The sequence below is a fragment of the Micromonospora sp. CA-246542 genome, from assembly GCF_050942905.1.
Lineage (GTDB): Bacteria > Actinomycetota > Actinomycetes > Mycobacteriales > Micromonosporaceae > Micromonospora.
This window is the reverse complement of the sequence record NZ_CP192041.1, coordinates 24879-49049: the sequence shown is the minus strand read 5'-3', so window position 1 is coordinate 49049 and position 24171 is coordinate 24879. Positions and strand designations below refer to the sequence as shown.

General features: G+C 71.2%; 25 protein-coding genes and 1 pseudogene. 16 read left to right on the top strand and 10 right to left on the bottom strand.

Features of this window, described 5'->3' with window-relative positions:
- The first annotated feature begins 8 nt into the window (after nucleotides 1–8).
- The 3 genes from ACQP0N_RS33120 (at nucleotide 9) to ACQP0N_RS33110 (ending at nucleotide 2001) form a co-directional block, all read left to right on the top strand.
- Complete coding sequence (locus tag ACQP0N_RS33120) at nucleotides 9–1067, top strand: hypothetical protein (RefSeq protein WP_433121924.1); 1059 nt, start codon at nucleotides 9–11, stop codon at nucleotides 1065–1067.
- 212 nt (nucleotides 1068–1279) lie between these two features.
- The gene (locus ACQP0N_RS33115; protein WP_433121923.1) at nucleotides 1280–1600 is read left to right on the top strand and encodes a hypothetical protein; all 321 of its coding nucleotides are present in this window, start codon (nucleotides 1280–1282) and stop codon (nucleotides 1598–1600) included.
- On the top strand, nucleotides 1597–2001 hold the full coding sequence (locus tag ACQP0N_RS33110; RefSeq protein ID WP_433121922.1) for a hypothetical protein: 405 nt from the start codon (nucleotides 1597–1599) through the stop codon (nucleotides 1999–2001). The genes ACQP0N_RS33115 and ACQP0N_RS33110 overlap by 4 nt, the downstream gene beginning before the upstream one ends.
- 71 nt (nucleotides 2002–2072) lie before the next feature.
- Here the strand turns inward: ACQP0N_RS33110 and ACQP0N_RS33105 are convergent, their stop codons facing one another.
- From ACQP0N_RS33105 to ACQP0N_RS33070, 8 genes and pseudogenes are all read right to left on the bottom strand, one after another.
- The gene (locus ACQP0N_RS33105) at nucleotides 2073–2879 is read right to left on the bottom strand and encodes a hypothetical protein (RefSeq protein WP_433121921.1); all 807 of its coding nucleotides are present in this window, start codon (nucleotides 2877–2879) and stop codon (nucleotides 2073–2075) included.
- A gap of 14 nt (nucleotides 2880–2893) precedes the next feature.
- Complete coding sequence (locus ACQP0N_RS33100) at nucleotides 2894–3508, bottom strand: RNA polymerase sigma factor (RefSeq protein ID WP_433121920.1); 615 nt, start codon at nucleotides 3506–3508, stop codon at nucleotides 2894–2896.
- The gene (locus ACQP0N_RS33095) at nucleotides 3501–3740 is read right to left on the bottom strand and encodes a hypothetical protein (RefSeq protein WP_433121919.1); all 240 of its coding nucleotides are present in this window, start codon (nucleotides 3738–3740) and stop codon (nucleotides 3501–3503) included. The genes ACQP0N_RS33100 and ACQP0N_RS33095 overlap by 8 nt, the downstream gene beginning before the upstream one ends.
- Nucleotides 3741–3986: 246 nt before the next feature.
- Nucleotides 3987–9779 (bottom strand): DEAD/DEAH box helicase family protein, encoded by a 5793-nt coding sequence (locus ACQP0N_RS33090; RefSeq protein WP_433121983.1) that lies wholly within the window; start codon nucleotides 9777–9779, stop codon nucleotides 3987–3989.
- Nucleotides 9780–9877: 98 nt separating this feature from the next.
- On the bottom strand, nucleotides 9878–10315 hold the full coding sequence (locus ACQP0N_RS33085; RefSeq protein ID WP_433121982.1) for a TnpV protein: 438 nt from the start codon (nucleotides 10313–10315) through the stop codon (nucleotides 9878–9880).
- A 706-nt stretch (nucleotides 10316–11021) separates the two neighbouring features.
- Nucleotides 11022–11543, bottom strand: a pseudogene (locus ACQP0N_RS33080) (hypothetical protein); the annotation flags it as partial.
- Nucleotides 11543–11728 carry a hypothetical protein gene (locus tag ACQP0N_RS33075; protein WP_433121918.1) on the bottom strand — a complete coding sequence of 62 codons (186 nt, stop codon included), beginning with the start codon at nucleotides 11726–11728 and terminating at the stop codon, nucleotides 11543–11545. The gene ACQP0N_RS33075 and the pseudogene ACQP0N_RS33080, both read right to left, overlap by 1 nt.
- A 506-nt stretch (nucleotides 11729–12234) precedes the next feature.
- Entirely contained in the window at nucleotides 12235–12507 is a 273-nt protein-coding gene (locus ACQP0N_RS33070) for a recombinase family protein (protein ID WP_433121917.1), read from the bottom strand.
- Nucleotides 12508–12663: 156 nt separating this feature from the next.
- Here ACQP0N_RS33070 and ACQP0N_RS33065 point away from each other — a divergent pair, with 156 nt between their 5' ends.
- Complete coding sequence (locus tag ACQP0N_RS33065; RefSeq protein WP_433121916.1) at nucleotides 12664–13671, top strand: hypothetical protein; 1008 nt, start codon at nucleotides 12664–12666, stop codon at nucleotides 13669–13671.
- 146 nt (nucleotides 13672–13817) lie between these two features.
- On the top strand, nucleotides 13818–14306 hold the full coding sequence (locus ACQP0N_RS33060; protein WP_433121980.1) for a hypothetical protein: 489 nt from the start codon (nucleotides 13818–13820) through the stop codon (nucleotides 14304–14306).
- 30 nt (nucleotides 14307–14336) lie between these two features.
- Here the strand turns inward: ACQP0N_RS33060 and ACQP0N_RS33055 are convergent, their stop codons facing one another.
- Nucleotides 14337–15185 carry a protein phosphatase 2C domain-containing protein gene (locus ACQP0N_RS33055; protein ID WP_433121979.1) on the bottom strand — a complete coding sequence of 283 codons (849 nt, stop codon included), beginning with the start codon at nucleotides 15183–15185 and terminating at the stop codon, nucleotides 14337–14339.
- On the bottom strand, nucleotides 15178–16032 hold the full coding sequence (locus ACQP0N_RS33050) for a sigma factor-like helix-turn-helix DNA-binding protein (RefSeq protein WP_433121978.1): 855 nt from the start codon (nucleotides 16030–16032) through the stop codon (nucleotides 15178–15180). The genes ACQP0N_RS33055 and ACQP0N_RS33050 overlap by 8 nt, the downstream gene beginning before the upstream one ends.
- 232 nt (nucleotides 16033–16264) lie before the next feature.
- On the opposite strand from ACQP0N_RS33050, the gene ACQP0N_RS33045 reads away from it, so the two are divergent.
- From ACQP0N_RS33045 to ACQP0N_RS32995, 11 genes are all read left to right on the top strand, one after another.
- On the top strand, nucleotides 16265–16870 hold the full coding sequence (locus tag ACQP0N_RS33045) for an RNA polymerase sigma factor (protein WP_433121977.1): 606 nt from the start codon (nucleotides 16265–16267) through the stop codon (nucleotides 16868–16870).
- Nucleotides 16867–17391, top strand: a complete 525-nt coding sequence (locus ACQP0N_RS33040; protein ID WP_433121976.1) for an Lsr2 family DNA-binding protein — start codon at nucleotides 16867–16869, stop codon at nucleotides 17389–17391. The genes ACQP0N_RS33045 and ACQP0N_RS33040 overlap by 4 nt, the downstream gene beginning before the upstream one ends.
- Nucleotides 17388–18068 carry a GGDEF domain-containing protein gene (locus tag ACQP0N_RS33035; protein WP_433121975.1) on the top strand — a complete coding sequence of 227 codons (681 nt, stop codon included), beginning with the start codon at nucleotides 17388–17390 and terminating at the stop codon, nucleotides 18066–18068. Before ACQP0N_RS33040 ends, ACQP0N_RS33035 begins: the two co-directional genes overlap by 4 nt.
- Nucleotides 18065–18559 carry a hypothetical protein gene (locus ACQP0N_RS33030; protein WP_433121974.1) on the top strand — a complete coding sequence of 165 codons (495 nt, stop codon included), beginning with the start codon at nucleotides 18065–18067 and terminating at the stop codon, nucleotides 18557–18559. Before ACQP0N_RS33035 ends, ACQP0N_RS33030 begins: the two co-directional genes overlap by 4 nt.
- Nucleotides 18559–18804 (top strand): hypothetical protein, encoded by a 246-nt coding sequence (locus ACQP0N_RS33025; RefSeq protein WP_433121973.1) that lies wholly within the window; start codon nucleotides 18559–18561, stop codon nucleotides 18802–18804. The genes ACQP0N_RS33030 and ACQP0N_RS33025 overlap by 1 nt, the downstream gene beginning before the upstream one ends.
- The gene (locus tag ACQP0N_RS33020; protein WP_433121972.1) at nucleotides 18801–18947 is read left to right on the top strand and encodes a hypothetical protein; all 147 of its coding nucleotides are present in this window, start codon (nucleotides 18801–18803) and stop codon (nucleotides 18945–18947) included. Before ACQP0N_RS33025 ends, ACQP0N_RS33020 begins: the two co-directional genes overlap by 4 nt.
- A complete protein-coding gene (locus ACQP0N_RS33015) occupies nucleotides 18947–19342 on the top strand; it encodes an RRQRL motif-containing zinc-binding protein (RefSeq protein WP_433121971.1) in 396 nt (131 codons plus the stop codon). The genes ACQP0N_RS33020 and ACQP0N_RS33015 overlap by 1 nt, the downstream gene beginning before the upstream one ends.
- Complete coding sequence (locus ACQP0N_RS33010) at nucleotides 19339–21171, top strand: DUF2637 domain-containing protein (RefSeq protein ID WP_433121970.1); 1833 nt, start codon at nucleotides 19339–19341, stop codon at nucleotides 21169–21171. Before ACQP0N_RS33015 ends, ACQP0N_RS33010 begins: the two co-directional genes overlap by 4 nt.
- 370 nt (nucleotides 21172–21541) lie before the next feature.
- Nucleotides 21542–21757, top strand: a complete 216-nt coding sequence (locus ACQP0N_RS33005) for a hypothetical protein (protein ID WP_433121969.1) — start codon at nucleotides 21542–21544, stop codon at nucleotides 21755–21757.
- 15 nt (nucleotides 21758–21772) lie between these two features.
- Nucleotides 21773–22216, top strand: coding sequence for a hypothetical protein (locus ACQP0N_RS33000; RefSeq protein WP_433121968.1), 444 nt, complete (start codon nucleotides 21773–21775; stop codon nucleotides 22214–22216).
- On the top strand, nucleotides 22213–24168 hold the full coding sequence (locus tag ACQP0N_RS32995) for a hypothetical protein (protein ID WP_433121967.1): 1956 nt from the start codon (nucleotides 22213–22215) through the stop codon (nucleotides 24166–24168). The genes ACQP0N_RS33000 and ACQP0N_RS32995 overlap by 4 nt, the downstream gene beginning before the upstream one ends.
- The last annotated feature ends 3 nt before the right edge of the window (nucleotides 24169–24171 follow it).

Sequence of the window (24171 nt, the reverse complement as noted above, 5' to 3'; positions counted from 1 at the left end):
ACGAGCTAGTGGCCGAGAACGAGGTGGCCGTGATCCACCAGCGAGCCATTGCGGCGGTCACGGCCGCGGTCCAGGCCGCCGGGCAACTGGCGCAGGCGGCCATCGAGATCCGCATCGCCCAGCTACAACGCGCCGCTCGCGCCAGCGAGGAACAGGACCGTCGCATCCGCGCTCAGGTGCGCGCGGCCCAGCAGGCCGGCGCGACCGTGTGGCGGCCGGCGACCCGGCCGTCGTGGTGGCGGCAGGCATCGGCCGAGGACATCGCGCGGGCCTGGCGGGCCAGCGCCGAGTGGGCGGGCGTCGACCCGCGCGCCCAGGCCGCCCAGCGGGTCATCGTGGTGCGGCTCGCCGAACGCGGAGTCCATATCGACGCGCAGACCGGTGCCCGGCCGGGAGACGAGGCATGGCTGTCCGACCAGCTCGACCGTGCCGCCGTGGACGACGTCGACGGGCCGGCAAAGGCCTCGCCAGCGGAGGCCCGGACCGATGACGCCGGCGAGCGGCGCCGCACCGCCCAGGAGCGTCAGGAGGCGATGGCGGTGCACGTGCGGGAGGTGTGGGCCGCCGACCGGGCGGAGCGGGTCATCGCCTCGGCGGCGTGGCCGGCGCTGGCCTACAAGCTCGACCAGTTGGAGCACGCCGGGCACGACGTGCGGGATCTGCTGCGGCAGGTGCCCGGGTTCGTCGACCAGGCCCACACACCCGCTGCGTACGCGTTCCGGGTGGTCGACGACTACGCCACCGAGCAGGGCGCCGCAGCGACACAGGCCGACCGCACCGTCCAGGGCGACGGGGACCGTCCCACCGTCACCCTTGACGGTGAGTGGCGGGAGACGGGCGGCAGCAGGAGCGAGGACGCACGCGGCGACCGCCCCGAGGCCGGCCAGGCGTCTGCCGGGCCCGGTGATCGTGGCGTACACGCGGCAAAGCTCGCGGCCCAGGCGTTCCCTCAATCGACCGCGACCGCTGTCACCGACGCCTCGTCAGCGGGCCGGCCGACTGAGGCGTCACCGGCACCGCCGCGGTCCCCTGCAGCGGGCGTAACCGCTGAAGCGCCGGGCCGGTAGAGGGCCGGCCGGCGCGGTGCTCAGCTACCTTCCGTGCCGGGCAGCGGGTTGACGAGCATCCCGCCATTCAACATGGCTCACACCCGTCCCCACCGCGTCAGTCCCCGACGTACCGGTTGTTCCGGATCTTCGCCCCGATGCAGGGCCTGAGCTGCGAATTTGGTGCCGTGATGCTGGTCCAACAAGGGTGCTACCGGAGTATGCTAAACGGTATGACCACCGTGAAGAAGCTGTCGATCTCCGTTCCGCAGGATGTGGCCGAGACTCTGGAGCAGCAGGGTCCGGGCAAGGCGAGCGCCTACGTGACCGGGGCGGTGCGGGCCCAGCGGGCGTGGGATCAGTTCCGTGACGAGCAGGCTCGCCGCGGGGTGACGCTGACGTCGGAGGGCATGGCCGCCGCCCGCGCACGCCGGTACGCGGTGCAGGCTGAGTGGCCTGCGGAGCGCTTCGCGGCGGTCCGCGAGCGGGTCCGCCAGCACCTGGGGCAGGAGCAGGAGCAGGTCGGCGGGGATCAGTCGGCGTCGGCCGCGTGACCCCCGAGGACGAGCTGCCCCCGGTGACGCTCGTGCTGGATCGCTCGGCGCTGCTGGCGTACGTTGCGGGGTCGATCCACGCCGTTGAACCGGTAGGCGAGGTCATCACCGACCGGCAGCGCTTCGGCGTCACCGCCATCGCCGTGGCCGAGGCCCTGAAGCTGGTGACCGATCCGAAGGACCGGCAAGACCTTCACGCACTGCTGGCGATGGATGCCTGCGCGGTGCTGCCCACCTGGGGGGAGGACTGGTTGGAGCTGTCGTACTGGCTGGGAGTGACCAGTCGGGTCGACCTGGCCACGACGGTGCTGGCGTCGCTGGAGCACGGGGCGCAGATTCTGACCGGTGAGGGTCACCGCTACGGCGAGGGCTTGGCGATCAACTACATGCCGAATCAGTGACCGAGGCGTTGGCCTGAAGGCGGGGCGGTGCCCGGTGGCCTGCGGTGGCCAGGGCCAGCGGGAAGCTGTCGTCATAGCAGCGTGTCGACCAAGTCGTCCGAGGGGTCGAACAGGCGTTGGACGGGCACACGGAGCCCGTACGCATCATGGGAAAGCCCCAGCATGATCTCCTCGTAGCCCACGAGATCTCGCGGAAGTTTCCCCCCATTGAGAGTGCGCTCGTGCACCCGTCGCCGGAGGTCTTCGCATGCGCTCCCCGCGCTCTCTACCACTTGCACCGCCTGTTCACGAGTGACGACGCGGTCCTCGATGGCGGCTGGGAGGGCATACAACCTGTTCGCCGAGGCGTACGCGATCGACAAGGCCTGGGCCAACGGGGTGGTGCCGTGGAACTCCATCGGGTCGCTCTCGATGACGAGTTCGAGGACTGTGAGAATCCTGTGCGCCACCGAGGCGATTTGCTGCAGGGTGTCGGGTGGGGTGGGGAGGTAATGGTGCTTGTTGACATCAACCAGGTACACCTCACAGGTGTCGTTGTCCGTTGCTGTGAGGTCGAAGCCACCGTCGGCGGTCGGGTCGAGAGGGCGGTCGACCCCGAATTGGACCCAGAGTGGGGGCGGGCCGACAATCGCCGCTAGGCCCGCCTTGACGTCGAACGTGCTCTCCGGGGATGTGACTGCACGGTGGTAGTGCTCCGTTAGGAGGATCTCCTGCAGCCCCGCCTTGATATCCCACGTCTCCTCAAACCGACGCTGGATCTCGTCGAGGGCGGCGCGGCCAGCCGCGTCGATGTCTTCACCGTCCACGAAGTCCATCAGCGGCCTCGGGTCGGTGGTGGCGGGGTGCCTCTTCGGCGTCCCTGTGGTTTGGTCGTTCACGGTCGCCCCCTCGCTCACTGCTCGCCCGCGTCCTGCGTCTGCATGATCTCGGCAAGTCGACGCCTTGCCTTCCACAGGCTGGTTCGCACCGCCTCAGGTGTCACCTTCAGCTCTTTGGCGATCTCGGTCGGCTCGTACTCCTCCGATGCCCACAGCAGTAGCTGGCGCTGGCGCGGCGGCAGTTGCTGCAACGCCGCCCGGAAGTCGTGCAGAGTTTCCGAGGCGGCGAACCGGCACGGATTCGCCTTGCGGGGGATTCGGTCCTCGTTGTCTTCGAGCGGGAGCAGCTCGTCGCTGGCGAGCCGCTGAACGGACAGCCGGGAGGCGGTCCTGCGCGTCCAGGCTTTCGGGTGTTCGATCGTGGGCCACCTCTCGAAGGCCAGGCGCATCGTCTCCTGCGCGATGTCGTAGGCGTCAGCTTCGGAGGCCCACCCGTGCAGGTACACCCAGGCGCTGAGACGGGCCATGAACCCCTCGTAGAAGGCGCTGAACTCGTCGCGGATCCGGTCCCGGTCGTGCGCTGTGAGTTCGGTTGTCGGAGCGAATGGCGGCGCCTGATCGGTGAGCCCGTAAATGATCATCTGGTTCTCGGCCGGTGGTTCGGACCGCTCAGTGGTCTTGTCATCCACGAGGGCTCCCGCTGAGGGGTGTGGCGGGCACCGTCAGGGTGATGCAGGACCCGTCGGCGCGTTGGTCGCGCAGCCGGCCACCGGAGGGAAGGGCCTCGGCGATCGCTACGAGCGAGTCACCGCGTGCCTTCTCCTGTCGCATGCGCCACCGAACGCGGATCCACAGCGCCGCCAAGCCGGTCACGCTGGCGACGGCGGCAGCCGCGAGTCCGCCCCAGTTCAGTACGTCCACTGAGCCTCGCTTCAGTCGATGGGCCACGCTGGTGCGTGGCACTAATAGGTAGAGGGCAAAAAGTGGGCCAGCGTTAACCGCCAGGTCCAAGATTTTCTAGATTCCAGTGCGAACTGGAGCCTGTGGTAGCGGCAGTCGTATGGGCCAGTGCACTGTCAGATGTTCAGCGTGACTGCCATTTGGTCGGGGTATGGCTGCTCACCGCGCACGGGTCTACTCACTGATCGCCCGCGCGACCCGATTTGGTCATCGCGCATGGTCATGGTCGACGCCCCGCTGGGCGGGCGCGGGAGAGACGGGTGCCGCCGTGGTGGCGGCAGTGGACGACGTGGTCTGCCCGGCAGGGACGAAGGCCGTGGCCGCGACGGCGGCCGCGGTGGCCGGCCGTGAGGTGGCCTCGCCTGACCCGCCGGGTTGCCGTGGGGTCAGCTTGGTCCAGACGAGGTTGGTCAGGCCCGCCCTGAACGCCTCGTTGCCGTGCAGCTCGACGAGCCGCACCACGTCGGCAGGGTCGTCGAGCTGGCCGATAGCGGTGGTCAGGGCGGCGCCGAACGCGGCACCGAACGCGGCTTCGTCGCCGGCGCGGGCGGCGGCCTGGACCTGCTCCGCCCGTACCGCCTGGGCGCTGCAAGCGTCCAGCAACGCCCGGTCCTGCTGGGTGGTGGCAGCGACGATCTCGGCGGGTGTCAGTGGCGTCGCTGCCTGCTGCTGATTCGCCGCGACGGTGGGCTGCGCGCTGGGCGGCGAGTCCGGCGACGGTGGTGGTGTCGCCCGGACGGCGTCGTGGACGGCCTGCCGCGCGGCGTTGAAGAAGCTTGCTCGCCAGCCGGGGTCGTCGCACTTGAGGAAGATCGCCACGGACAGGCCGGGCTCGTTCGGGTCGCCGAGCATGGCGGTGAGCACCTTGTCGAAGGTGACGGCGAACGTGGCGATGTCGTCCTGGGCGCGGGCGGCGCCTTGCAGCGTGCCGGCGTTGGCGACGCGGTGAACCCGGGTGGCCAGCCAGGTGCGTTCGTCGTCGGTGAGGCTGTCGCGCACCTGCTCGGGCATCCAGGCGTCGTCGAGGGCGACCGGTACGGCGGGTGCGGCGGCGGTGTTGACCGGGACGGAGTCGAGGTCGGCGATCGCGTCGACGGCAGCGGAGACGGCCCGCATCCGCTGCCGGGTGTCGACGAGTTCGTCGTGGCGGGCGAAGGGCTGGCCGAGCTGGGTGTGGGCCCGTTCGATCTCCTCCCGTTGGCGTGCGATGTTGGCGACGAGCTGGCCGCGTCGGGATTCCAGGACGGCCAGGTGGTGCTCCAGGCGGCGGATGAGGCCGGTGGCGTCACCGGTGGTGGCGTCGGTCAGCGACAGCACGGTGTTCATGCCGGAGTCGTCGTTGATGGTGAGGGAGACCAGGACCCCATCGCGGCCGTTCCAGATGGTGGCCGTGACGGCGAAGCCGCCCAGCTCTGCCAGTGGCACTCGGTCGCGCTGCTCGGTGGAGCCGAGGCCGGCGGACGCGGCGGTGAGGGCGTGTTGCAGCGCCCGGCCGGCGTCGGGGCGCTTGTCGAGCTGGTGGCCGGCGACGGTCATCCGGAACTTCTCCCCGCGGATGTCCTGGCGTTGGGCGATCGTCTTGTCCAGGGCCTCGATGCGCCGCTCGTCGACGGCGATCCACTGGTGTAGCTCCCGGATCTGCTTCTCCAGCGCAGCGTGGGTGTTGTGGTGGGATCGGTTGGCCCGTTCCAGGCGGGCCAGCTCCATCCCCAACTCTTCCTTCTCGATGAGCAGCGGGTTGCCGGTGGCGATCGCCTTGATCTGGTGGGCCTGAAGGGTCTCGTCGGAGACGTCCTCGATCTCTCTGCCGACGGTGCCGCGCATCATCTGGTCGATAAAGCCGCCCTTGCGGGCGACGGTCTGCCAACTGAAGGCGTCGAAGGAGCCGGTGACGACGTAGCGGTAGATGCTGACCTCGGCGTTCTGGTTGCCCTGGCGCATGATCCGGCCGTCGCGTTGGGTGATGTCCGCCGGCCGCCACGGGCAGTCGAGGTGATGCAGGGCGACGGCCCGGTTCTGGATGTTGGTGCCGGTGCCCATCCGGCCGGTCGAGCCGATAAGCACCGCTACTTCGCCGTTGCGGCAGGCGGCGAAGAGATTGGCCTTCTCTTTGTCGTTGTTGGCCTCGTGGATGAACCTGACGGCCTCGCGGGGCATCCCCAGCTCGACCAGCCGATCGCGCAGCGCCTCGTACGCCGTCCACCGATCCGGGTCTTTCGGTTTCGGGGTGCCCAGGTCGCAGAACACGATCTGCAAGGCACCCGGTGTCGGGTGCTCCACCGGGTTTGCGGCGTCCGGGTCGACCAGGTAGCGGGTCTCGCGGTGTGCTTGCCAGATCTCGGCGATGTTGCCGGCCGCGACGTCGATCTTTCCCGGGGAGTTCTGGTCCCCGTCGAGCAGCCGTAGGTCCAGCGACGCGGCCCGTGCCTCCCCGGAGATCTTCAGGATGTTGTCGATATGCCGTTCGCGGGGGTTGTTGCGGCACCACTCGACCCGGTCGTCCAGGGACGCGATGAAGTCGACCAGCTCGGGCGCCGGGTCGATGGGGATGACGTGCGGGGCGCGGTGCCCGTCGGCGTTGACGCTCAGCAGCGGGGTGGGAAGTTGCAGGTCTTCGGGGGTGCGGATGTCGCCGAAGGTGCGCAGCATCAGCGATAGCTCGGCCGCGTTGGTGTACTTGGCCAGCCGTGACTTGGTCTGGAAACCGCTGCCGGTGGGCGAGATCTCCACCGTCGTGACGACCTTGCCGAACACCGATGCCCAGGTGTCGAAGTCCAAGGTGCCGGTGGCTTCGAGCAGGTCCGGACGCAGGTGCCGGGTGACGACGTACAGCTCGCGCACCGAGTTGGCGATCGGAGTGGCGGTAGCTCCGCACACCACGCGCTGGCCGTAGCGGCGGCGCAGGAAGTCGAGCTTGGCGCGGAAGTCGATCGCCCGGTCCGAGCCGTCGTTGCTGGCGTCGACGATGCTCGACATGATCGTGTCGTTCTTCAGATCGTGCCACTCGTCGCGGAAGACGAAGTCGACGCCGGTCTGGTCGAACGTCACGCCGGGGTCGGTCGGCTTGTCGAACTTCGCCTTGATCTTCTCCTCCCGGCGGACCAGGGCACCTTGCAGACGCTTGACGGCGGCGTTACGGCTCGGTTCTTCGTCGTTGGCGATGGCCTGCGCGTGTGCTCGTTCGATCTTGTCCCGGAGTTCTTGCAGCTCCCCGTCGAGGAAGCGCTGCTGCTCGTCGTCGGAGAGCCGCAGCGTCTCGAAGAAGCTGGCGGCCATGATGACGGTGTCCCAGTTGCCGGTGGCGCAGCGGGCCACGAACCGCTGCCGGCGGGCGGCGTTGGTGTCGTCCTGCCCGGCGGCCAGCACCCGGGCCTGCGGGTAGATCTGGAGGAACTCCCGCGAGAACTGCTCGAGTAAGTGCGTCGGCACGACGATGGCGGGCTTGTTGACCAGCCCGAGCCGCTTCAGTTCCATCGCGCCGATCGCCATCACGGCGGTCTTGCCGGCGCCCACGCAATGAAACAGGCCCACTCCGGGCTCGTTGACGATCCGCGTGACCGCCTCGATCTGGTGAGGACGGGGTTTGAACTCCACCGAGATGCCGGGCAGGCTGCGCCGCGCGCCCACGTACGAGCGGGGCACGTGGGCGTTGAACATCCGGTTGTAGGTGGCCGCGATGCGGGCGGCCCGCTCCGGTTCCTCCCACACCCAGGACTCGAACCGGTCCTCCAGCTCGACGCCCTTGGCCTGCGCGGCGGCGCTCGCCTCTACGTCGAGGGCCCGTTTGCCCTTCTCGACCTCGTAGAAGACCCGGATCGGGGTCTTGGTCAACAGGCGCTGCGCTAAGTCCGGGGCGGCCATACCGGCGGTGCCCCAGGTGGAGCGGGCGAGCACCCCGGTTCGGCTGCCCTTGACCTGCCAGTCCGATCCGCCGGGGTGCGTCACCCTCAGCCGCGGATCGTGCAGGATCTCCTGGAGGAACGCCTGCACTTCGGTGTAGTCGATGAACGGGGCCCCGAAGGACACCATGATCTCGCCGGGGCCGACGTCGCGCGGCAGGACCCGTTGCAGGGCACGGACGTTGACCTCGAACTTCGGGTCGTCCTCAACGGCGACCAGTGCCTGATCGAGCTTGGCGCGGACGTTGTCGGACAGGTACGCGGCGGCTTCGACCAGGCGGCCGGTGCCGGGATCGTCGTAGACCAGCTCACCGAGGGCTTCGCGGGCCTGGAGCTCGTCGACGCCGAGGAGCCGGGCGATCTCCGGCAGCAGCACGGCGCCGTGGTCATCGAGGCAGATGGCCAGGGCGTCTTCGGGGCTGTCGGCGCCCAGCCGGGGCGCCCGGGGCAGGATGACCCGCTTGCTGAAGATGTCCGCCTTGGTGGCGGTGCGGGTGTCGTCGTTGAAGTTCTCCAGGGCGAACACCGTGGCGGCGTACGGGTCGATTCCCCGGAATCCGGCGAGCTGGGGGTAGGTGCGGTACAGCTTCGGCTGGCCGGTCTCCTCATCGAGGATCGTTTCCAGCTCTCCGGTGGCTTTGTTGCGTTGCCGGCGGGTGTAGGTGTCGTAGCGGTTCAGGAAGCCGTACTGCTCGACGTAGGCGTCGTAGAGGGTGTTCAGCCGGATCCGCAGGAACGCCGCGGAGCCGGCCGGCGGGCCGTCGGGGTCCTCGTCGCCGTCGTCCAGCGACGACGACTCCGCCTGCAGCAGGGCCGTGACGGTGTCGCGCAGGAGCAGCAGAGCCCGCAGCTCGTCGGCCTGGGTGGCGGGCACCTTGTGCTCGACGACCTGACCGGCCACGACGGTGGTGAAGCCGCCGTCCTCGAGCGCTTCGATGTGGCCCTCTTCGCGGCCGACGGCGGCCAGGACCGCGACCGGAGCGGCCGGGCCGGTCTCGACGCGCGGGGTCAGGGTCAACCCGGCGAGGCGGGCCTCGTCGACCACCTCGCCCAGGACCCGGGCCAGGTCGGCGGCGGTGTCGCCGGTGCCGGTGACGAGCAGGTCGTTCGCGTTGTAGGCGCCCCGGCCGACGGACAGCTCACCGAGGATCCGGTCGGGCCGGCGGGCGAAGAACTCGTTGACGTGGATGGTTTCGCCGTCGGGTGCGTCGATCTCCTGGGTTTGTTCCCAGGCCATCCCCGCCTGCTCGCGGCCGGGCTCACGCCGGCGCAGGACTAGCAGGTCGGTGACGACCTTGGTGCCGGCGGCGGCTTCGTGGGCGCTGGTCGGCAGCCGCACGGCGGCCACCAGATCCGCCAGGGCCGCCATCTCTCGCCGGGCGGCCGGGTTCGCGGCGTCCATGGTGTAGCGGGAGGTCAGCGCCACCACCAGCCCACCGGGCCGGGTCAGGTGCAAGCTCTTGATCAGGAAGTGGTTGTGGATCGTGTGCTTGCCCGGGTTGTGCCGCCGGTCGGCCAGCGCGAACTTTCCGAACGGCACGTTGCCGATCGTCAGGTCGAACGCGGCGGCTGGTGCGCGGGTGGCTGCGAACGACTCGGTGCGGATGGTGGCGTGCGGGTAGAGCGCGGCGGCGATCCCGGCGGTGACTGGTTCGACCTCCACTCCGGTCAACCGGGCGCCATTGGGCGCCAGGCCGATGAAGGTCCCCGATCCGCAGCCCGGTTCCAGTACATCGCCGTCCTCGAAGCCGAGGGCGGTGACCGCGTCCCAGATGGCGCGGACGTACGCCGCGTCGGTGTAGTGCGCGTTCAGGCTGTTGCGCTCGGCTGCCGCGTACTCCCGCTCGTCGAGCACCTGCCGCAGTTGCTCGCGTTCCGCCGCGAACCGCGCGTAGTCGCGGTGCTCCGTGCGGCCCTCGAACACCCCAGGCACCGCACCCCACCCCGACCAGCGGGCCAGCACCGCCTGTTCCTCGGCGGTGGCCGGCCGGTTCTCGGCCTGAATCGTGCGCAGGGTGCGAAGCGCCGCCAGGTTCGCGTTGAGTCGGGCCACTTCACCCCGAGGGGCCAGATCCTGCTGCCCTCTCGGGGTGAACGACACCGGCCGGTCCGGATCGGGCGCCGGAGCTGGTGCTTGCGCCTCTGATGGCGCGTCCGGTTCGGCGACCTCAACCGGCTCGGCGGCCGGTGGCGCGGCGTCTAGCTGCGGGCGGGCGGCTCGCTGTCGTCGTTCATCGCCGCCTCCTGCTCCGCGATCTCCTGCCAGCGCGGATCGGTCGGGTCCTCCACCAACGGGATCCAGTCGTCCCGATCCGTCCGCGGTTCCGACGCTGGGGTCTGGGTCGACGGCGGGCTGGTCTCGTTCGTCTCCGGGTCGAGCAGGATCAGCTCCGGCAGCACCTGTTCCTCGGCCGCCATCCGGGCCTCGTTGAGCCGGCCCAGCTTGTCCAGGTATCCCTCGCCGGCCGGGTCCGGGCCGGCCAGTTGTCTCGTCAGGTCCTCGATCTGGTGGGTCGCCTGGTCCCCCAAAGTCGAGAAGAAGCTGTTCAGGTCCATCCCGTCGGCTATCAGCGCCGCGTACCGGTTCGGAAGGTACGTCTGCCAGTGCCTCTGGGCTTGCGCCCCGTACCGGTTCATCCTCTGCTGTCTCCGTCTCTGGCGCGGTGGGCGGCTGGTCGGTGTCCGCGCCGACCGGCGGGCCCGTCGTGGTCGCCGCGCCATCGAGGACCGCCGGCACCGGCGCGGGGACCGCCGTCTGGGGGGTCACGGCTGGCCGGGGCGTCGTCGGCGTCGGGTCGACCGGGACGCCGAGGCGGCCAGCGGCGTACGCGGCCAACGGCTCGGCGACGTTGTCAGGCTGCCCGTGCAGCATCGAGCGGATCGACTGTGCGGCGACCTTCCGGCCCGCCGCTGTGGTGAAGGTACGCACGGCCCAGTCGACTCGGGCGGTGACCACGACCTCCACCAGCGGCCAGGTGTCCTCGCCGTCCGCAGCGGCGGCCAGCACCGGCCCTGGCCGCTGCGGGTGCCGGGTTACCGCCGGGTCGAGCACGTGGAAGGCCCGTGCCGCGGACCTGCGCCCGTCGGCGCTGCCGTCCTCGTCGACGACCACGGCGACGCCGGCCGCCGGATCTGCCTGCGCGGTGAGTGCCGCGACCTGCGGCCCGGTCAGGGCCGGACCGCACGCGGCCACCGCCAGCGGCGCGCCGTCGCCGCGTTCGGCCAGGGCGATGGCCTCCAACGCGGTACGCGCTACCAGCGACCGGCCGGTGCGTTCAGGTTGCTCGGCGAGCCCGAACAGCACCTCGGCCGGTCGGAACACCGCCGTGGCGGGGCTGTGCAGCACGGGCGCTACGTCCGGCACGCCGGGGGGTGCGTAGCCGGCGAAGCCGACTACCGGCCGGTCCGGATCCCGGTGTTCGCGGACGCCGACCATCACCCGGTTCCGGAAGCGGTCGACCAGTTGCCCGCTGCGGCCGGTCGCCGCCAGGCCGGACGCCCGGATCTCCACATCGGTGAAGCCCTGCCGCCGCAGCTCGTTGACCAGCGCGGCCGGCCGGTCCGGCGCGTACCCCACCGCCCACCGCCCGTCGACCGGAACGCCCTGGGCAGCCAGCCACCGGGCCGGCGACGCGCCGTCAGGCTGGTCGAGCTGGGCGCGGTAGAACTCGGCCGCCGCGCGCTGCACGGCCAGGAGGCGTTGCCGCCGCGCGTCCGGGACTCCCGTCAGACGAGGTGGGCCAGCGACCTGAGCGGCCAGCGACCCGGCGCGGCTGCGGAGCGCGGCAGTCCGGCCGACCGAGGCGGCCACCCGCTCGGCGACCTCCCGCGTTGGCCCGGCCGGCGGCGGGTCCGGCACCGTCATCACGGCCGCCCGTCGTCGGGCTCGGTGGGCAGCAGACCGCGCGCTCGCAACGACTCGAACAGGCGTTGGTGGTGCTCCAGTGTGGCCGTCAGGTCGTCGATCTGCGATTGCAGGCCGGCGGCGAGCCCGTCGGGCAGGTCCTCCGCGTCCGGCACGGCCATCGGCACAGCGGCGTCGTCAGCCATCGCTCCCCCATGTGATCGCTTGATCACACCGTAACCAGGATGTCGAGCGGGATCGAAACGTGGGCCGGTTCCCTGGGTACTTCCTGGTGCGTCTCACGCCCCGCACAGGCCGCGTGAGCGCCGCCACCGCGCCGAGGGGCCGATGCCGCGGAATCACCAACAGAGGCAGCGAGCCGGCCCAGGGAACGCGGACCGGCGCCCGGGCGCCGTGGTCGTGCTCTCCAATATCGACGCCTCCGGCGGGGCCTCTCTCGGAGATCCGGCAGGGACCAAAGCGCCAGATGGGTGAGTGGTCACCCAGGGGTGGGATCCCCTCGCGCCGGCCGCCCAGAGGGCTACCAGACCACCTCTGGGACGACCAGGCCAAGCCGCTTCGCGGTCGGCTACGCCGAGCCTGGCCGTCCCAGAGCCGGTCCGGTCGATCGGAGATCGGCCGACACGAGGAGATCCCACCCCACCCACGGCACCGTGCGCGGGCAAGCCCGCAAAACCCGTCCACAAGGGGCCTACACCGACCCCTGAGCGGCGTCGTGCCGGTCGAGCACGTATTTGACGCTGCTCTTGGCCCACTGCCCCTTCCCGGACGGCGTCGGCACCTGCTCGGTGTTCAATGCCGCCGCGATCGCGGCCAGCGACAGCCCCTCTCCGCGCAGTTGCGCTGCCCGGGTGGCCGAGGGCGGCAACGGCGCGGGCGGACGACCCAACCGCACACCCCGGTCCCGGGCCGCCGCCATTCCCGCCGACACCTCGGGCCGACGCATCTCCGATTCGCTGCTCATGCCCCCACCGTACGGCAAAAAGGTACAGAAAAAGACCCCTTGGGCAGCTTTCTCTGTACCTTTTCCTGTACGATAGAGGGGCAAGGAACGGTCCGGCCAGGTGAGCCACCACCCAGCCGGACCAGGAAGAACAGCCCCTCTGCGAAAGGGAGTTCCATGACTCAGCCTACGACGAACGCGGTTCGCCCCGCCCAGCTCGCCCCCGTCCGCGTCGGTCGCGGGAAGGCCGTGCACCTGGGCAGCCTGAGCAGCATCACCGGCCCCGACGGCCGCCCTCGCTACGTCGCCGCCTGGTGCGGTGCCAGCGGTCGCGGCGATGACGTCCGCGCCGGCGAGGCGATCACCGACCCCATCGACTGCCGCACCTGCCTGCGCACCCAGCCCCGACCCATCGAGCTGATCAACGCCAGCCTGACCGGCGAGCCCACCACCCTGCCCCACACCGGTCTCGTCGTCCCCCACACCAAGCTGCGCGTCACCGACGTCCGCCCCGTTCCGGGGACCGGTGGAACCCGTGCCCGGCTCATGCTCGGCGAGCACGTCATCGGCTACATCAGCAGCAGCTCGCACTTCCAGCCCATCGGCCGGACCTGGATCGACACCACCGACCTCGCCGGCTACGCGGCGGACTGCCGCACCGCCGCCGGGAAGACCCTCAACGTCCGGGACGTGCTCGGCGCTCTGGTCCGCGAGTACGAGGCGGCAGACCAGCGGCACATCATCCCGGCTGCGGAGTTCGACCACAACAACGAGTGCGTCGGCTGCGGCACCGCCTGCCAGGACGAGCCGTGCGTTTCGACCTGCCCCTTCCTCACCGGCACGTTCGGTCCGGCCGTCACGCTGCGCGCCGCCGCCAGCCGCCTGACGCAGCACCCCGGCAAGATCGGCTACCTGGTTCGTAGCGCGATCCGTGCCGCTGCCCGGCACCTCACCGGCAGCCCTCGCTGCTACGACCTCGCCGAGGCGACCATCAGCGTGCTCGGGGACCACCTCACCGAGCAGGCAGAACCGGCGTTCCAGCAGATGGCCGCCGGGGAGCTGATCACCTGGTACGGCCAGTGCGCTCCCCTGCGCACCATCACCGTTGCCCTGTACGCCGCTGCGGCCCGATACGACGGCAGCGACTTCGACCCGACCGAGGACTTCGCCGCTCTCCCGGCGTAGACGCGAAGCGGGCCGACCCCGAACGTGGGTCGGCCCGCCGTCAACCTCGCCCGTCACCGAGGACCCCCGCCGCTGGTCGGCGGTGCGCCTCGGTGATCACGGGCACCAGGCCGCCACCTGCCCCAGCCACGACGCGGGAGAGCACCATGACCAGCAGCCACCGGGCCGACGCCCGCACCATCCTCGCCACCGCCACCCCGGCCACTCACCGCCCTCTGCTGGCCTGGGCCGTCGGGATCACCGCCTGCGGGCACGCCATCGACCCCCTGACCTACTGGCGCACCCGAGACGCCCGGCGAATCGCCCCTGACTACAGCGGACAGACGCTGCCCGCTGGCCGGATGCTCCGGCTCACCCGGGCGCGGATCGAGATCACCGACGGAGACCTCCACCAACCGTTGCGGTTGGCCTGGACCGACCTGGGCAACGTCCTCGACAACGGCCGCGTCACCGACGAGCTGATCTGGGACTGCGAGCAGGCCGTCATCGCCTGGCGCGACCACCCAGACGGATTCCGTGGTGCCGGCTGGACCGACGTCGTCGACGGCTGCTCCCGAGCCGGCCAGGCCGTGTGGGCAGCGTGTCGGCCGGCCGACCCAGGTGAGCAGCTCGACCTGTTCGCCCTCACCATCTGAGGCACGGCCAGCGGCGGCCGGCCGTCGGAGTCAGATCGCGATGACCGGGCCGCCGCCGGCGAAGCCGTCTACGTACACGGCGGTCGCGTCGTCGGAGCGCTTGTTGCGTCGCCACCGCGTCCCGTGTGGGTCTTCGCTCTCGGCCTGCCGCACGCGTGCAATCAGTGCTGCCGGCCCTTCGGAGCAGAGCAGGTCTACGGCGCCGGGCCAGTCGAGCAGGCCGAGAGTGACAGCGCGAGCAGCGCCATCGCTCAGGACAGCAACCCTCGTTCGATCGTCGACGGGAGCAGTGCCGATCAGGGCGTGTTGCGCGACGCTGGGGTCCGCCTCGGCGATCCAGTACCCACCGGGAACATTTCGAGCGGCCAGCTCGGCGTGCTTCATGGCGAGCAGAGCAATGGCCTTGCTTGGTGAACCGATCGGGTGTTGATCTGCCGCCATTCGCTCAGCAGCGGCCGTACGACTCACCCGATCATCGCTGACCACGTTCAACTGACCGTCCTGGTCGACAACCAGCGAAACATCTCCGAGGACCAGGTACTCGAGGCTGGTTGGGTGGAAGCGCACCAGGCCGATAGCGGCCGAGGGTGTTCCTGGATGCTCCAGGTCGCACGTGCTGCGGTGTTCCTCTGCGACTCGGCCGATCGCTTGAGCAAGCGCTGTCGGCAGCGGCATGGACACGTCCCGCGCCAAGTCGACGACGGTTTCGCCCAGCCGACGGGCGTACCAGGTCACGCCATGCAGGCAGCCGGTATCCGTTCGCGCGGTTGCGCCGTCCAGCACGGCCACCAGGTTTTCTCTGGCGTAGAGCCAGTCCTCGTTGTCTCGATCCGCACTGCCAGGCTCACTGGTGACCAGTATTCGCATGCTGTCATGCACCGTCGGGCCGGTAGAGCGGCGTCAGTAGCTCGCTGGAGGTGATCTGGCGGGTGGCTGGATCGAAGGCGCAGGTGATCAACGCTGACCAACGGCGTCCTCGCACCTCGCGGTAGATCTCGGACAGGTGGCCCTCAAGATAATGCGCCGCCCCGGCCGTGCCAGGGCCATGAATGCCAGCGAGGTACAAGAACGTCCCCTTGCCGTCGGGGCGAGGGAGCCGGCCGATGTACGCATAGTCGACGGACTCGCCACTGTCGATCGGTGACCGGTACTCCTTGCCCGCATTCTTGTCGATCAAATACCAGCCGCGCTCGTCAACGGCGAACCCCAGGTGCTCGTCTGCCTCCAGGACCTGACCAACGAACGGCAGCAGTCGCGGGCTCGTGAGGACGATCAAATTCGGCCGGTTCAGCGTCACCATGCCGGGTGGCGGCACGATCTCGTGGTCCGCGCTGAGACCGACAGACCGACTCAGCTCGGCGAGGCGGTCGTATGCGGCCAGGGCCTCGGCGGACAGCACGGCCAAGGGCTTGCCGTCTGGCCGGCCAGTCTCGTGCTTGCCGCCGATCGCGACGGTCAGGCGACCTGAGCCTAGAAGTGCACGCTCGGGCCGAACACCGGCGGATAACAGCTGCGAGACCCGCGATCGGGACATCCCCAGCGCCTCGGCGATCTGCAGCTGGGTCATCCCGTTGTGCAGCAGCCCTTCGAACAGCTCACGCCGCTCGCGTGAGAGCTCCGCGATGGCTATCTGGTGGTCATCGATGAGCGCGTTGATCTGGCGAGCGCGCTCAAGAGGATCTTGTGCGGCCGTCGCGTCTTGCGGGTCCGGCATGGCGTACTCCACTCCGGTGAGGGGGCTAACCAGAGCCTAGTTGGTGAGCCCAGAGGCCGTGAGATGGCCGATCTAGGGGCCTTGCAAGATTTATTGATTCAGGGGGCTTGACCAAAGGTAAGGGCCGTGATGTCCTAAGTCCACCCCCCTAAACACGACAGTAAAGGGGGATGAAAAGACGGAAGCCCCGGCGGGATAGCGGCCCGCCGAGGCCCCAAGCGGCATCCACCCCAAGGAGGCTCAGATGCCAGCAATGAGGGTACGTCCTGTTCCGGCCGAACCGGCGCAGGCTCCTTCTGGATCGACGGCCAATGAGGTGTCGGCGCTGGTAACGCGGGCGCAGGCCGGTGACGCCGAGGCGTTCGGCTTGCTCTACGACCGTCACGCCGACCAGCTATACCGGTTCGTGTCGCCCCAGGTGCGCGACCGCCAGGTGGCCGAGGACCTGACCTCGGAGACGTTCCTGCGAGCGCTGCACAACCTCAGCGCGTTCCGCCCGGGCGGCGACTTCGGCGCCTGGCTTACCGCCATCGCCCGGAACCTGGTGGGCGGCCACGAGTCGCACAGCGTCGAGTTCCCGGTTGCCGAGGTGCACCTGCAGGCCGAGGCGACGAGCGACCCGGCGATGAAGACCGTGACCCGCCTGACCCACGCCGCGCTGATCGCCGGCGTTGACCAGCTCAGTGCGCCGCAGCGGCAGTGCATCGTGCTGCGGTACTGGCGGGAGCTGTCGATCGACGAGACCGCCCAGGTGATGGGCAAGACCCCCAAGGCCATCAAGGGCCTGCAGCACAAGGCGCTCGCCGCGCTGCGCGGGCTGCTGCCGTCCGGGGTGGTGATGCCGGCATGAGCGCTTCGACGATCACGCCGACCAACGGCGCTGTCCCGGCCGAGCTGCTGCGCGCCGCCCAGGGCAAGCCGGCCGCACCGACGCAGCGGGTGCCGATGGGCATCCGGGTCATCACCGGCCCCGGCACCACGCCGGCGGGCCGAACCAATGCTGCCTCCGCGCCGGCCGCCCGGCCGCCGCGAACGCTGGATCAACTGCTGAGCCTCGCGCAGGGCAGCGATAACGCGCGGACCCGCCAGCTCGCGGAGAAGATCACCGGCCTCGTCGACGAGCTGACCGGCCGGCTGGAGGCCGAACTGGCCGCCGTGGCGCGTGAGCTGGCCGCGAAGGAGGCCAAGCTGGCCGCCGAGCTGGCCGCGGTGCGCCAAAAGATGGGCACCGGGTCGGTGGGCACCGCGCAGCGCGCCGCAATCCGCCAGTGGGCGCAGGCCAACGGCTACGAGGTGGCCGAGCGCGGCCGGATTCCGCGAAATGTTCTGCAGGCGTGGGCGACCGCGACCGGGTCGGAGGTGACCCGGTGAAGGCGCTCAAGATTCTGCTGCCGGCCGCTGCGGCGGTGTCGTTGGTCGGGCATGTGTGGGCGGTGCGGACGGTTCGGGCGGACCGTGCCCGGCTGGCTGAGGCGTACCAGTTGGTGGGCACTGACCCGCTGACGGGGTTGGCGAACCGCTCGGGGCTGGCGGCTGCGCTGGTGGACCTGGCTGACGAGCCTTACGACATTGCCCTGGTGGACCTGGACGGGTTCAAGCAGGTCAACGACACCTACGGCCACGACGCCGGCGACGCGGTGCTGATCGAGGTTGCGGCCCGGCTGTTGGACGCGGTCAGCGAGGTCGACGGGGCGGTGGTGGCTCGGCTCGGTGGTGACGAGATCGTGCTGGTCTGCCCGTCGCCGGCGCCGATCGCGGGGATTCTCGGTGCCGAGGTGATGCGGGTCCTGGCGGCCCCGGTGGTCCTGCCCGACGGGCGTGAGCTGCCGGTGCGGGCCAGCGTCGGTGCGGTCTCGGCGATGGCCGGTGACGAGTCGTCGCGCGTGCTGCGTGCGGCGGACCTGGTGCTGTACCGGGCGAAGGCGGCCGGGGGCGACCAGGTCGCGGAGTACGACCGGGTGGACGACCTGCCGGTCGTGGAGACGCGGCCGGTCGTGCGGTTGAGGGACATGGCCGAGACGGCTCGCGCCTTGGGGGGTGCGGCATGACGGCCCCGACGGATGCTGCTCTCGACCTGGCCGCCGCGCTGGCGAAGTACCGCGCCGGCCTGCGTGAGGTCTCCGACGCGGAGCTGGATCACCGGGCTTCCGCGGTCGCGGCGCTGCCGGGCTGGTTCGCCGGCGAGCTGCGCCGGCTGGTTGACGACGAGCGTGTCCGCCGCGCGGCGGTCAGGCCGGCGCCGAATCGGTCGCTGCGGATCGCGGTTGGCACGGTGGTCACCGGTGCCCCGGCTGCGGTGCTGACCGGCACGGCCCTCACTGAGTACGCCGACCGAGTCCCGCAGGTGCTGGTCTACTCCCCGGCCGTCGCGGCCGGTCTGGTTGCCGCTGTTGTCGGCGGTATCCGCCTGGGCCGGTGGATCGACGACCGTCGCCGTCCCTTGGCGGTCGACATCGACGAGGCCGACCTGAACCCCCTCGGCAAGGAGCTGCTGGCCCGCGTGCGGGCGCAGCGGCAGGCGCGTGGGGAGGTGTGCTGATGGCCGGGCTGCTGGTGGTGAAGGTGCACCTGGACTGGACCGCGCCGGGTCACTACGACCGTGACCGGTCGCTGCCCTGCCGGGTCTGCGCCACCACCACGAAGATGCGTGACGGGCAGGGCGCGGCGTGTCACCAGTCGTGCGCGGAAGACGAGATCGCCCGGGAGCTGCTCGGCGCCGGGCGGGCCCTGATCGCCGACGAGCGGATGCCGGCACCGGCCCAGACGCGGGGGGCGGCGGCGTGAGCAGCAAGACGACGTCGGACATGCCCAAGGACAACGGCAGCAGCGTGCTGCCGCCGTACGACTGGCAGAGCAAGCCGATCACCCGGGACACGGACGCGGCCTGCGAGCAGGTGCTGCGCGACAGCGGGCGGGGGCGGCGGTGATGGTCCGGATCCGCGCGACGTACTGGGACCCCGAGGGCAACACCTTCGGCATTCCGACGTTCTGGTGGCGGGGCGCTCCGGCCGGCTACGCCACGGTGCGCCAGCTCCGGGCGCAGGGCCTGCGCCCGGGTGGCCAGCCGATCGCGGCGCAGGTCGTGTGGCGCGGCGTGGGCGGCGAGCGGGTGGCCTACCTCTACAAGGTCGACCAGGCGGCGGCGAAGCGCACCGCCACGGCGGCGCAGCGCGCCGCGATCGGCAAGGCCCTGGCCGCCCGCCGCACCTGCCGGAGCTGCGGCGTGGTGCGCCCCTACTACATCCCTCGATCCCTCGGGGAGTGCCTGGACTGCGCGCCAGCGATGGCAGCGGGCTCGATGAGCACGGAGGTAGCGCGATGACGACGTTGCAGAACGGGCCGGACCTGGCCCAGCTCGCCGCGACCGATCACAAGGTGGCCCGGAACCTGGCGTCGGCCGAGCGGGAGCGCCTGGCCGCGCAGACCCGGATCGCGTCGGATGACGCCGCAGCCGAACGGCGGTTGCGAACGCAGGCGGGCGAGCTGCGCCTGTCCGCCGAGAAGGACAAGGTCCGCGCCGATCGGGCCGAGCGGCGTCGCAAGCAGCGCGACGCCGAGCGGTCGGAGCGCAAGGCTCGCCGTCAGGCCCGTCGCCGGGAGATGGCCGCGTGGTACGCCGGCCGGGTCGCCTACGTGCGTGACAACGCGGCGGCGGTGTACTCCGGCCTGATCTACGGGCTGGCCGTGTCCGGAGCGGTGTACGGGCAGGTCGACGCCGCGAGGGCCAACGGCCTGCCCACCCCGATCGGGGTGATCACCGCCGTGGCGATCGAGGGCACGGGTCTGGCGATGGCGTTGACCGCGCAGCATCAGCGGCTCAACGGCGAGCGCGCGGTCGCCGCCCGGTCGCTGATCTGGATCTGCACGGCGGCGGCGGTGGCTATCAACGCGATCGGGCACCACGCCGACCCGATCAAGGCCATCGGGCTCAGCGCCCTGAGCGCGCTCGGGATCATCGTCTACGAGGTCCGTTCGGGGGCCAAGCACCGCAAGGCGCTGCGTGAGCTGGGGATGATCCCGGAGCCGCCGGAGCGGTTCGGGTGGCGCCGATGGACGACCTACCCCCGGTTGACGTTCGCGGCGTGGCGCGTCGACGTGCGCGACCGACTCAGCCCTGGCGCGGCCGAGCTGATCGCTCGTGCTGAGGCCCGGCGGGCCGAGCAGCGCCGCCTGGAGCACGTCACCGCCGAGCGGGAGCGGCAGAACGCGGTGGTCGCCGAGGTGAGCGCCGGTGCCCGCAAGGCGCTGCGCAAGGCCACCGGCAAGGACTCCGGCGCTGTCCTGGCGGCCCTGGCTCGGCTGGCGGCCACCGGCACCCCGGCACCGCTGTTGGCACTGCCGTCGCCGGGTCGGGTCGAGGCCGAGGCGGCACGCGCCGACGCGGCCGACGCGCGGCGGGCACTGGCGGAAGCGGAAGCACGCGCCGCCACGGCCGTCGAGCGGGCGGAAGCGGAAGCGGCCCGCCGGGCGGAAGCGGATGCGGAAGCACGCGCGGCCGTCGAGCGGGCGGAAGCGGAAGCGGCCCGCCGGGCGGAAGCGGAAGCAGCCGCCGCGACGGCGACGCGCCGGGCGGAAGCGGAAGCACACGCCGTCGCCCTCGCCCGTCAGGCGGAAGCGGAAGCACGGGCCGCACTGCGGCGCGTGCTGGAGGAAGCGGAAGCAGCGCGAGCCGAGGCGCGGGTGGAGACCGGCCGGGCCGCCCGGACGCAGGGGCAGCTCGATTCCGCTCAGGGCGAGTGGCAGCGCCGGCTCCAAGTCGCCGAGACGGCGCTCGGGCAGGCCCGCCGCGAGCTGGGTGAGGAGCAGCAGGCCCGCCACCGTGCGGAGGGCCAGGTCGAGGCCGCGAGGCAAGAGGCCGCTGACCTGCGGGCGGCCCTGACCCAGGCTGCCGCCGAGGCCGGCCGTCGACCCCGCCGCCCGGCGGGCGGGTCGATGAGTGGCCCGGCCGAGCCGGTGCTGTTCGAGGGCAAGCCGGTCCCGCACGTCGACCGGGTCAGCCCGGAGACCGTCCGCGCGGTCCTGCAGGCCCGCAAGGACCACCCCGCCGCCAAGCAGAAGGACATCGCGGCGCAGGCCAAGACCTCCGAGCGGACCGTCCGCACGGTGCTCAGCGCGGTCGCGGCCGCCGGCTCGGACAGCCAGCAGGAGTGAGACCACGGTGCTCGATCCGCCGACGACGTCGGGTCGAGTGCCGTGGCCCCACCCCTCGGCAGGAGGAACCCGACCTGATGACGCACATGCCGACCCCGCACCACCACTCACGACTGATGGAGGTGATCTCGTGAGCGCCCTACCCGCCGAGGACAACTACCGTCCGTCACCGAGGCCGCGAATTCCATTCCGGCGTCCGGCGGACGTGGTTTCCCTGGTTCCGCAGAGGCAGGAGGCCCCGCCGGCCCCTCCCCTACCGGAATCCAACCAGGACGAAACCGCACGAACCGAACTGGCCTCTTCCGGCCCCAATTCCGGCACCGGAATTACCCTGCGTGACATTCCGGGCGACTGGGAGAGCGTCACCGCCGTGTGGACCGGCTCCCCGGAGCCCCTGTCCGACATGGTCGGGCAGGCCGGCCGGGCCCGCGAGGGCCAGGACGCCCACGCGATCGCGATGGCCTGCTGGGCCGTGCTCGTGCTCATCCCCCGCGGACTGCTGCACCTGGCCTCGTGGGTCCTGGCCCACCCCCTGCGCACCCTGGCCACCGCTGCGGTGGCCGCCGTCTTCATCGCAACTCTCTGAGAGGAGGCACCACCCATGACCAGCGCCCTGATCGTGATTGGTGGGCTCGTCTACATCGTCCTGTCCGTCTTCTTTCACTTCACCCCTCGCCTGCGGGTGCTGCTCGGCCTGACGGTCGGCGCGCTACTCGCCGGCGACGTCGTCTCGCAGATCAACAAGTGGCTCGCCAAGGGCATCACCGCGATCGCCGAGACGATCGGCGACTGGATCGGGCAGGACACCAAGGCCGTCGCCCTGGCCATCCCGACCGCCCTCGGCATCGGGCTGGGGATCGTCGTGGTCGTGTTCCTGCGCGGCAAGGGCGGCGGCAAGTCGGCTGGCGCCGGGAAGGGCACGGCCGGCAAGGGCGGCGGCGGGGGCGGTAAGGCCAAGCTGGCCCACGTCGCGCTGGCCTGCGCGTTGCTGCTGCCGATGGTCGTCGGCGGACTCGGCGAGACGATCCGGGACGTGGTCCAGTGATCTTCTTCGACATCCTGGTCTACCTGGCGGTGGCGAAGATCGCCGTGCTGCTGCTGGAGGACGCCTCCTACGCGGTGCGGGGCAAGCAGTCCCCACGCCGGCAGGCACGCGCCCGCCAGCAGGCCGCCGCCCAGAAGGCCACCGGAGACGGCCCGGCCGGGGCGAGCGCCCCGACCGGCGCCGGCCGGACCGGAAGCGGAAGCACGATCGCTGCCGCCAACGGCTACTTCGCCGGGCTGATCGAGGACGCCACCGATCGGTCCCGGGCCCGCCGCCGCCGCGCCGTCGCCCGCAAGCGCGGCACCCAGGCGGTCGATGGGGTCGTGGTCGACGTCGACGAGGACGGCCGCTGGTACGCCGACTGCGATCTGTGCGGGTGGGCCAGCCGCCCGTTCCGGATCGAGGCCAACGCGCTGGGCGCCGGCCGGGAGCACACCCGCACCGAGCACCCCGAGCAGTACACCGGTGAGCCCGAGCCCGCGCAGGGCGGCGGGGCCGGCGCTGATTCCTCCGAATCGGCCGCCGACGGTGCGGGCGAGCAGACGCCGGGCCGGCCGGTGCTGCGGGTCATCCCCGGCGGCGCCCAGGACGCGGCGCCGCCAGCGGCCCAGCAGCCGGCAGCGGCATCGCAGCCGGTGGCCAGCGACCCGGTACCCCCGGCAGCGAAGCTGACCACGAAGGAGTGGCCGCAGCAGCTCCACCACACCAAGTGCGACCGGTGCGGGACGACCAGCGTCACCGCCGAGATGCCGAACCGCTGCCCGAACTGCTACGCCGACGACAGCCGGCTGCGGGAGGTCCCCGACCCCGCCCCGGCACCGGACGTCCCCACGTTCCGGTGGCGGTGCCCGACGTGCGACGCCACCGAGACGGGGTTCGCCACCCGCCCCGCCGCCGACGCCGCAGCGGCCAGGCACACCTGCCCGCCGAGGCAGGTCCGCACGTACTACTGGCGATGCCCGAAGTGCCGCGCCTACGGGTCGGGTTTCGCCTCGCAGGCCGGCGCTGAGGCAGCGGGCGCCCAGCACACCTGCGTGACGGCGACCGACACCCCTGCGCCGACCACGCCGACCACCCAGGCCGATCGGGAGCGGCTGCGCACCGAGCTGTACGGCAAGTGCGCCCACCGCGAGGTCCGCGAGGGCCACCCCGACAAGTGGTGCGACAACCCGGTCGACGGCAAGGACCCGTACTGCGGCGAGCACCGCCAGGCGGCCACGCCGGAGCCCACGACCGGGGCGAGCGCCGCGCCAGCCGCGACTACGCCGACGGCCGAGACGGACCAGCCGGTCGAGCAGCACTACACCCGGTGCGCGGCCTGCGGCCTCGTCAACGGGCCGACCCAGATGTGGCCGTTCCACTGCCCCCGCTGCGGGGCCGGGGACGACCAGCTCCACCCGGCGAACGACCTCGCCGGCGACATCGAGGGCATCCGCGCGGGCTTCGAGTTCGAGCTCTGCTCGTCGTGCGGCAAGGACCTCGACGCCCACGACATCGTCGTGGGCCCGTTCGGTCGCCCTCTGGCCATGTGCCGCTCGGAGGGGATCGACGACGACCAGGGGACGGGCACCCGGCCCAGCCCCATGACCAACAGCTTTACCGATCTGAAGGAGATGACTGTGAACCTCGAAGCCACTGGACCCGATGAGATCCGGGCCGCGTTCACCCAGGCCGCCGAGGCCGCCGGGGAGCGCGCCGAGGAGGTCGCCGGTGTCGCCGGCGTCCTGACCGAGGCCGCTGACCGGTACGAGGGCCTGGACATGGCGGCGTCGACCGTCGGGCACCTGCGCGACGCCGCGGAGGCGTTCGCCGCCGCCCAGGTCTCGCTGAACACCGCTCAGGAGGAGCTGCAGGCCGCCCTGGCCGACTTCAACAGCAAGGACGGCCAGGTCGCCGAGGCCGTCGCCGACGCCGGCGGCAACGTCGCCAGCAAGGAAGTCCTGGTCGGCTGACCA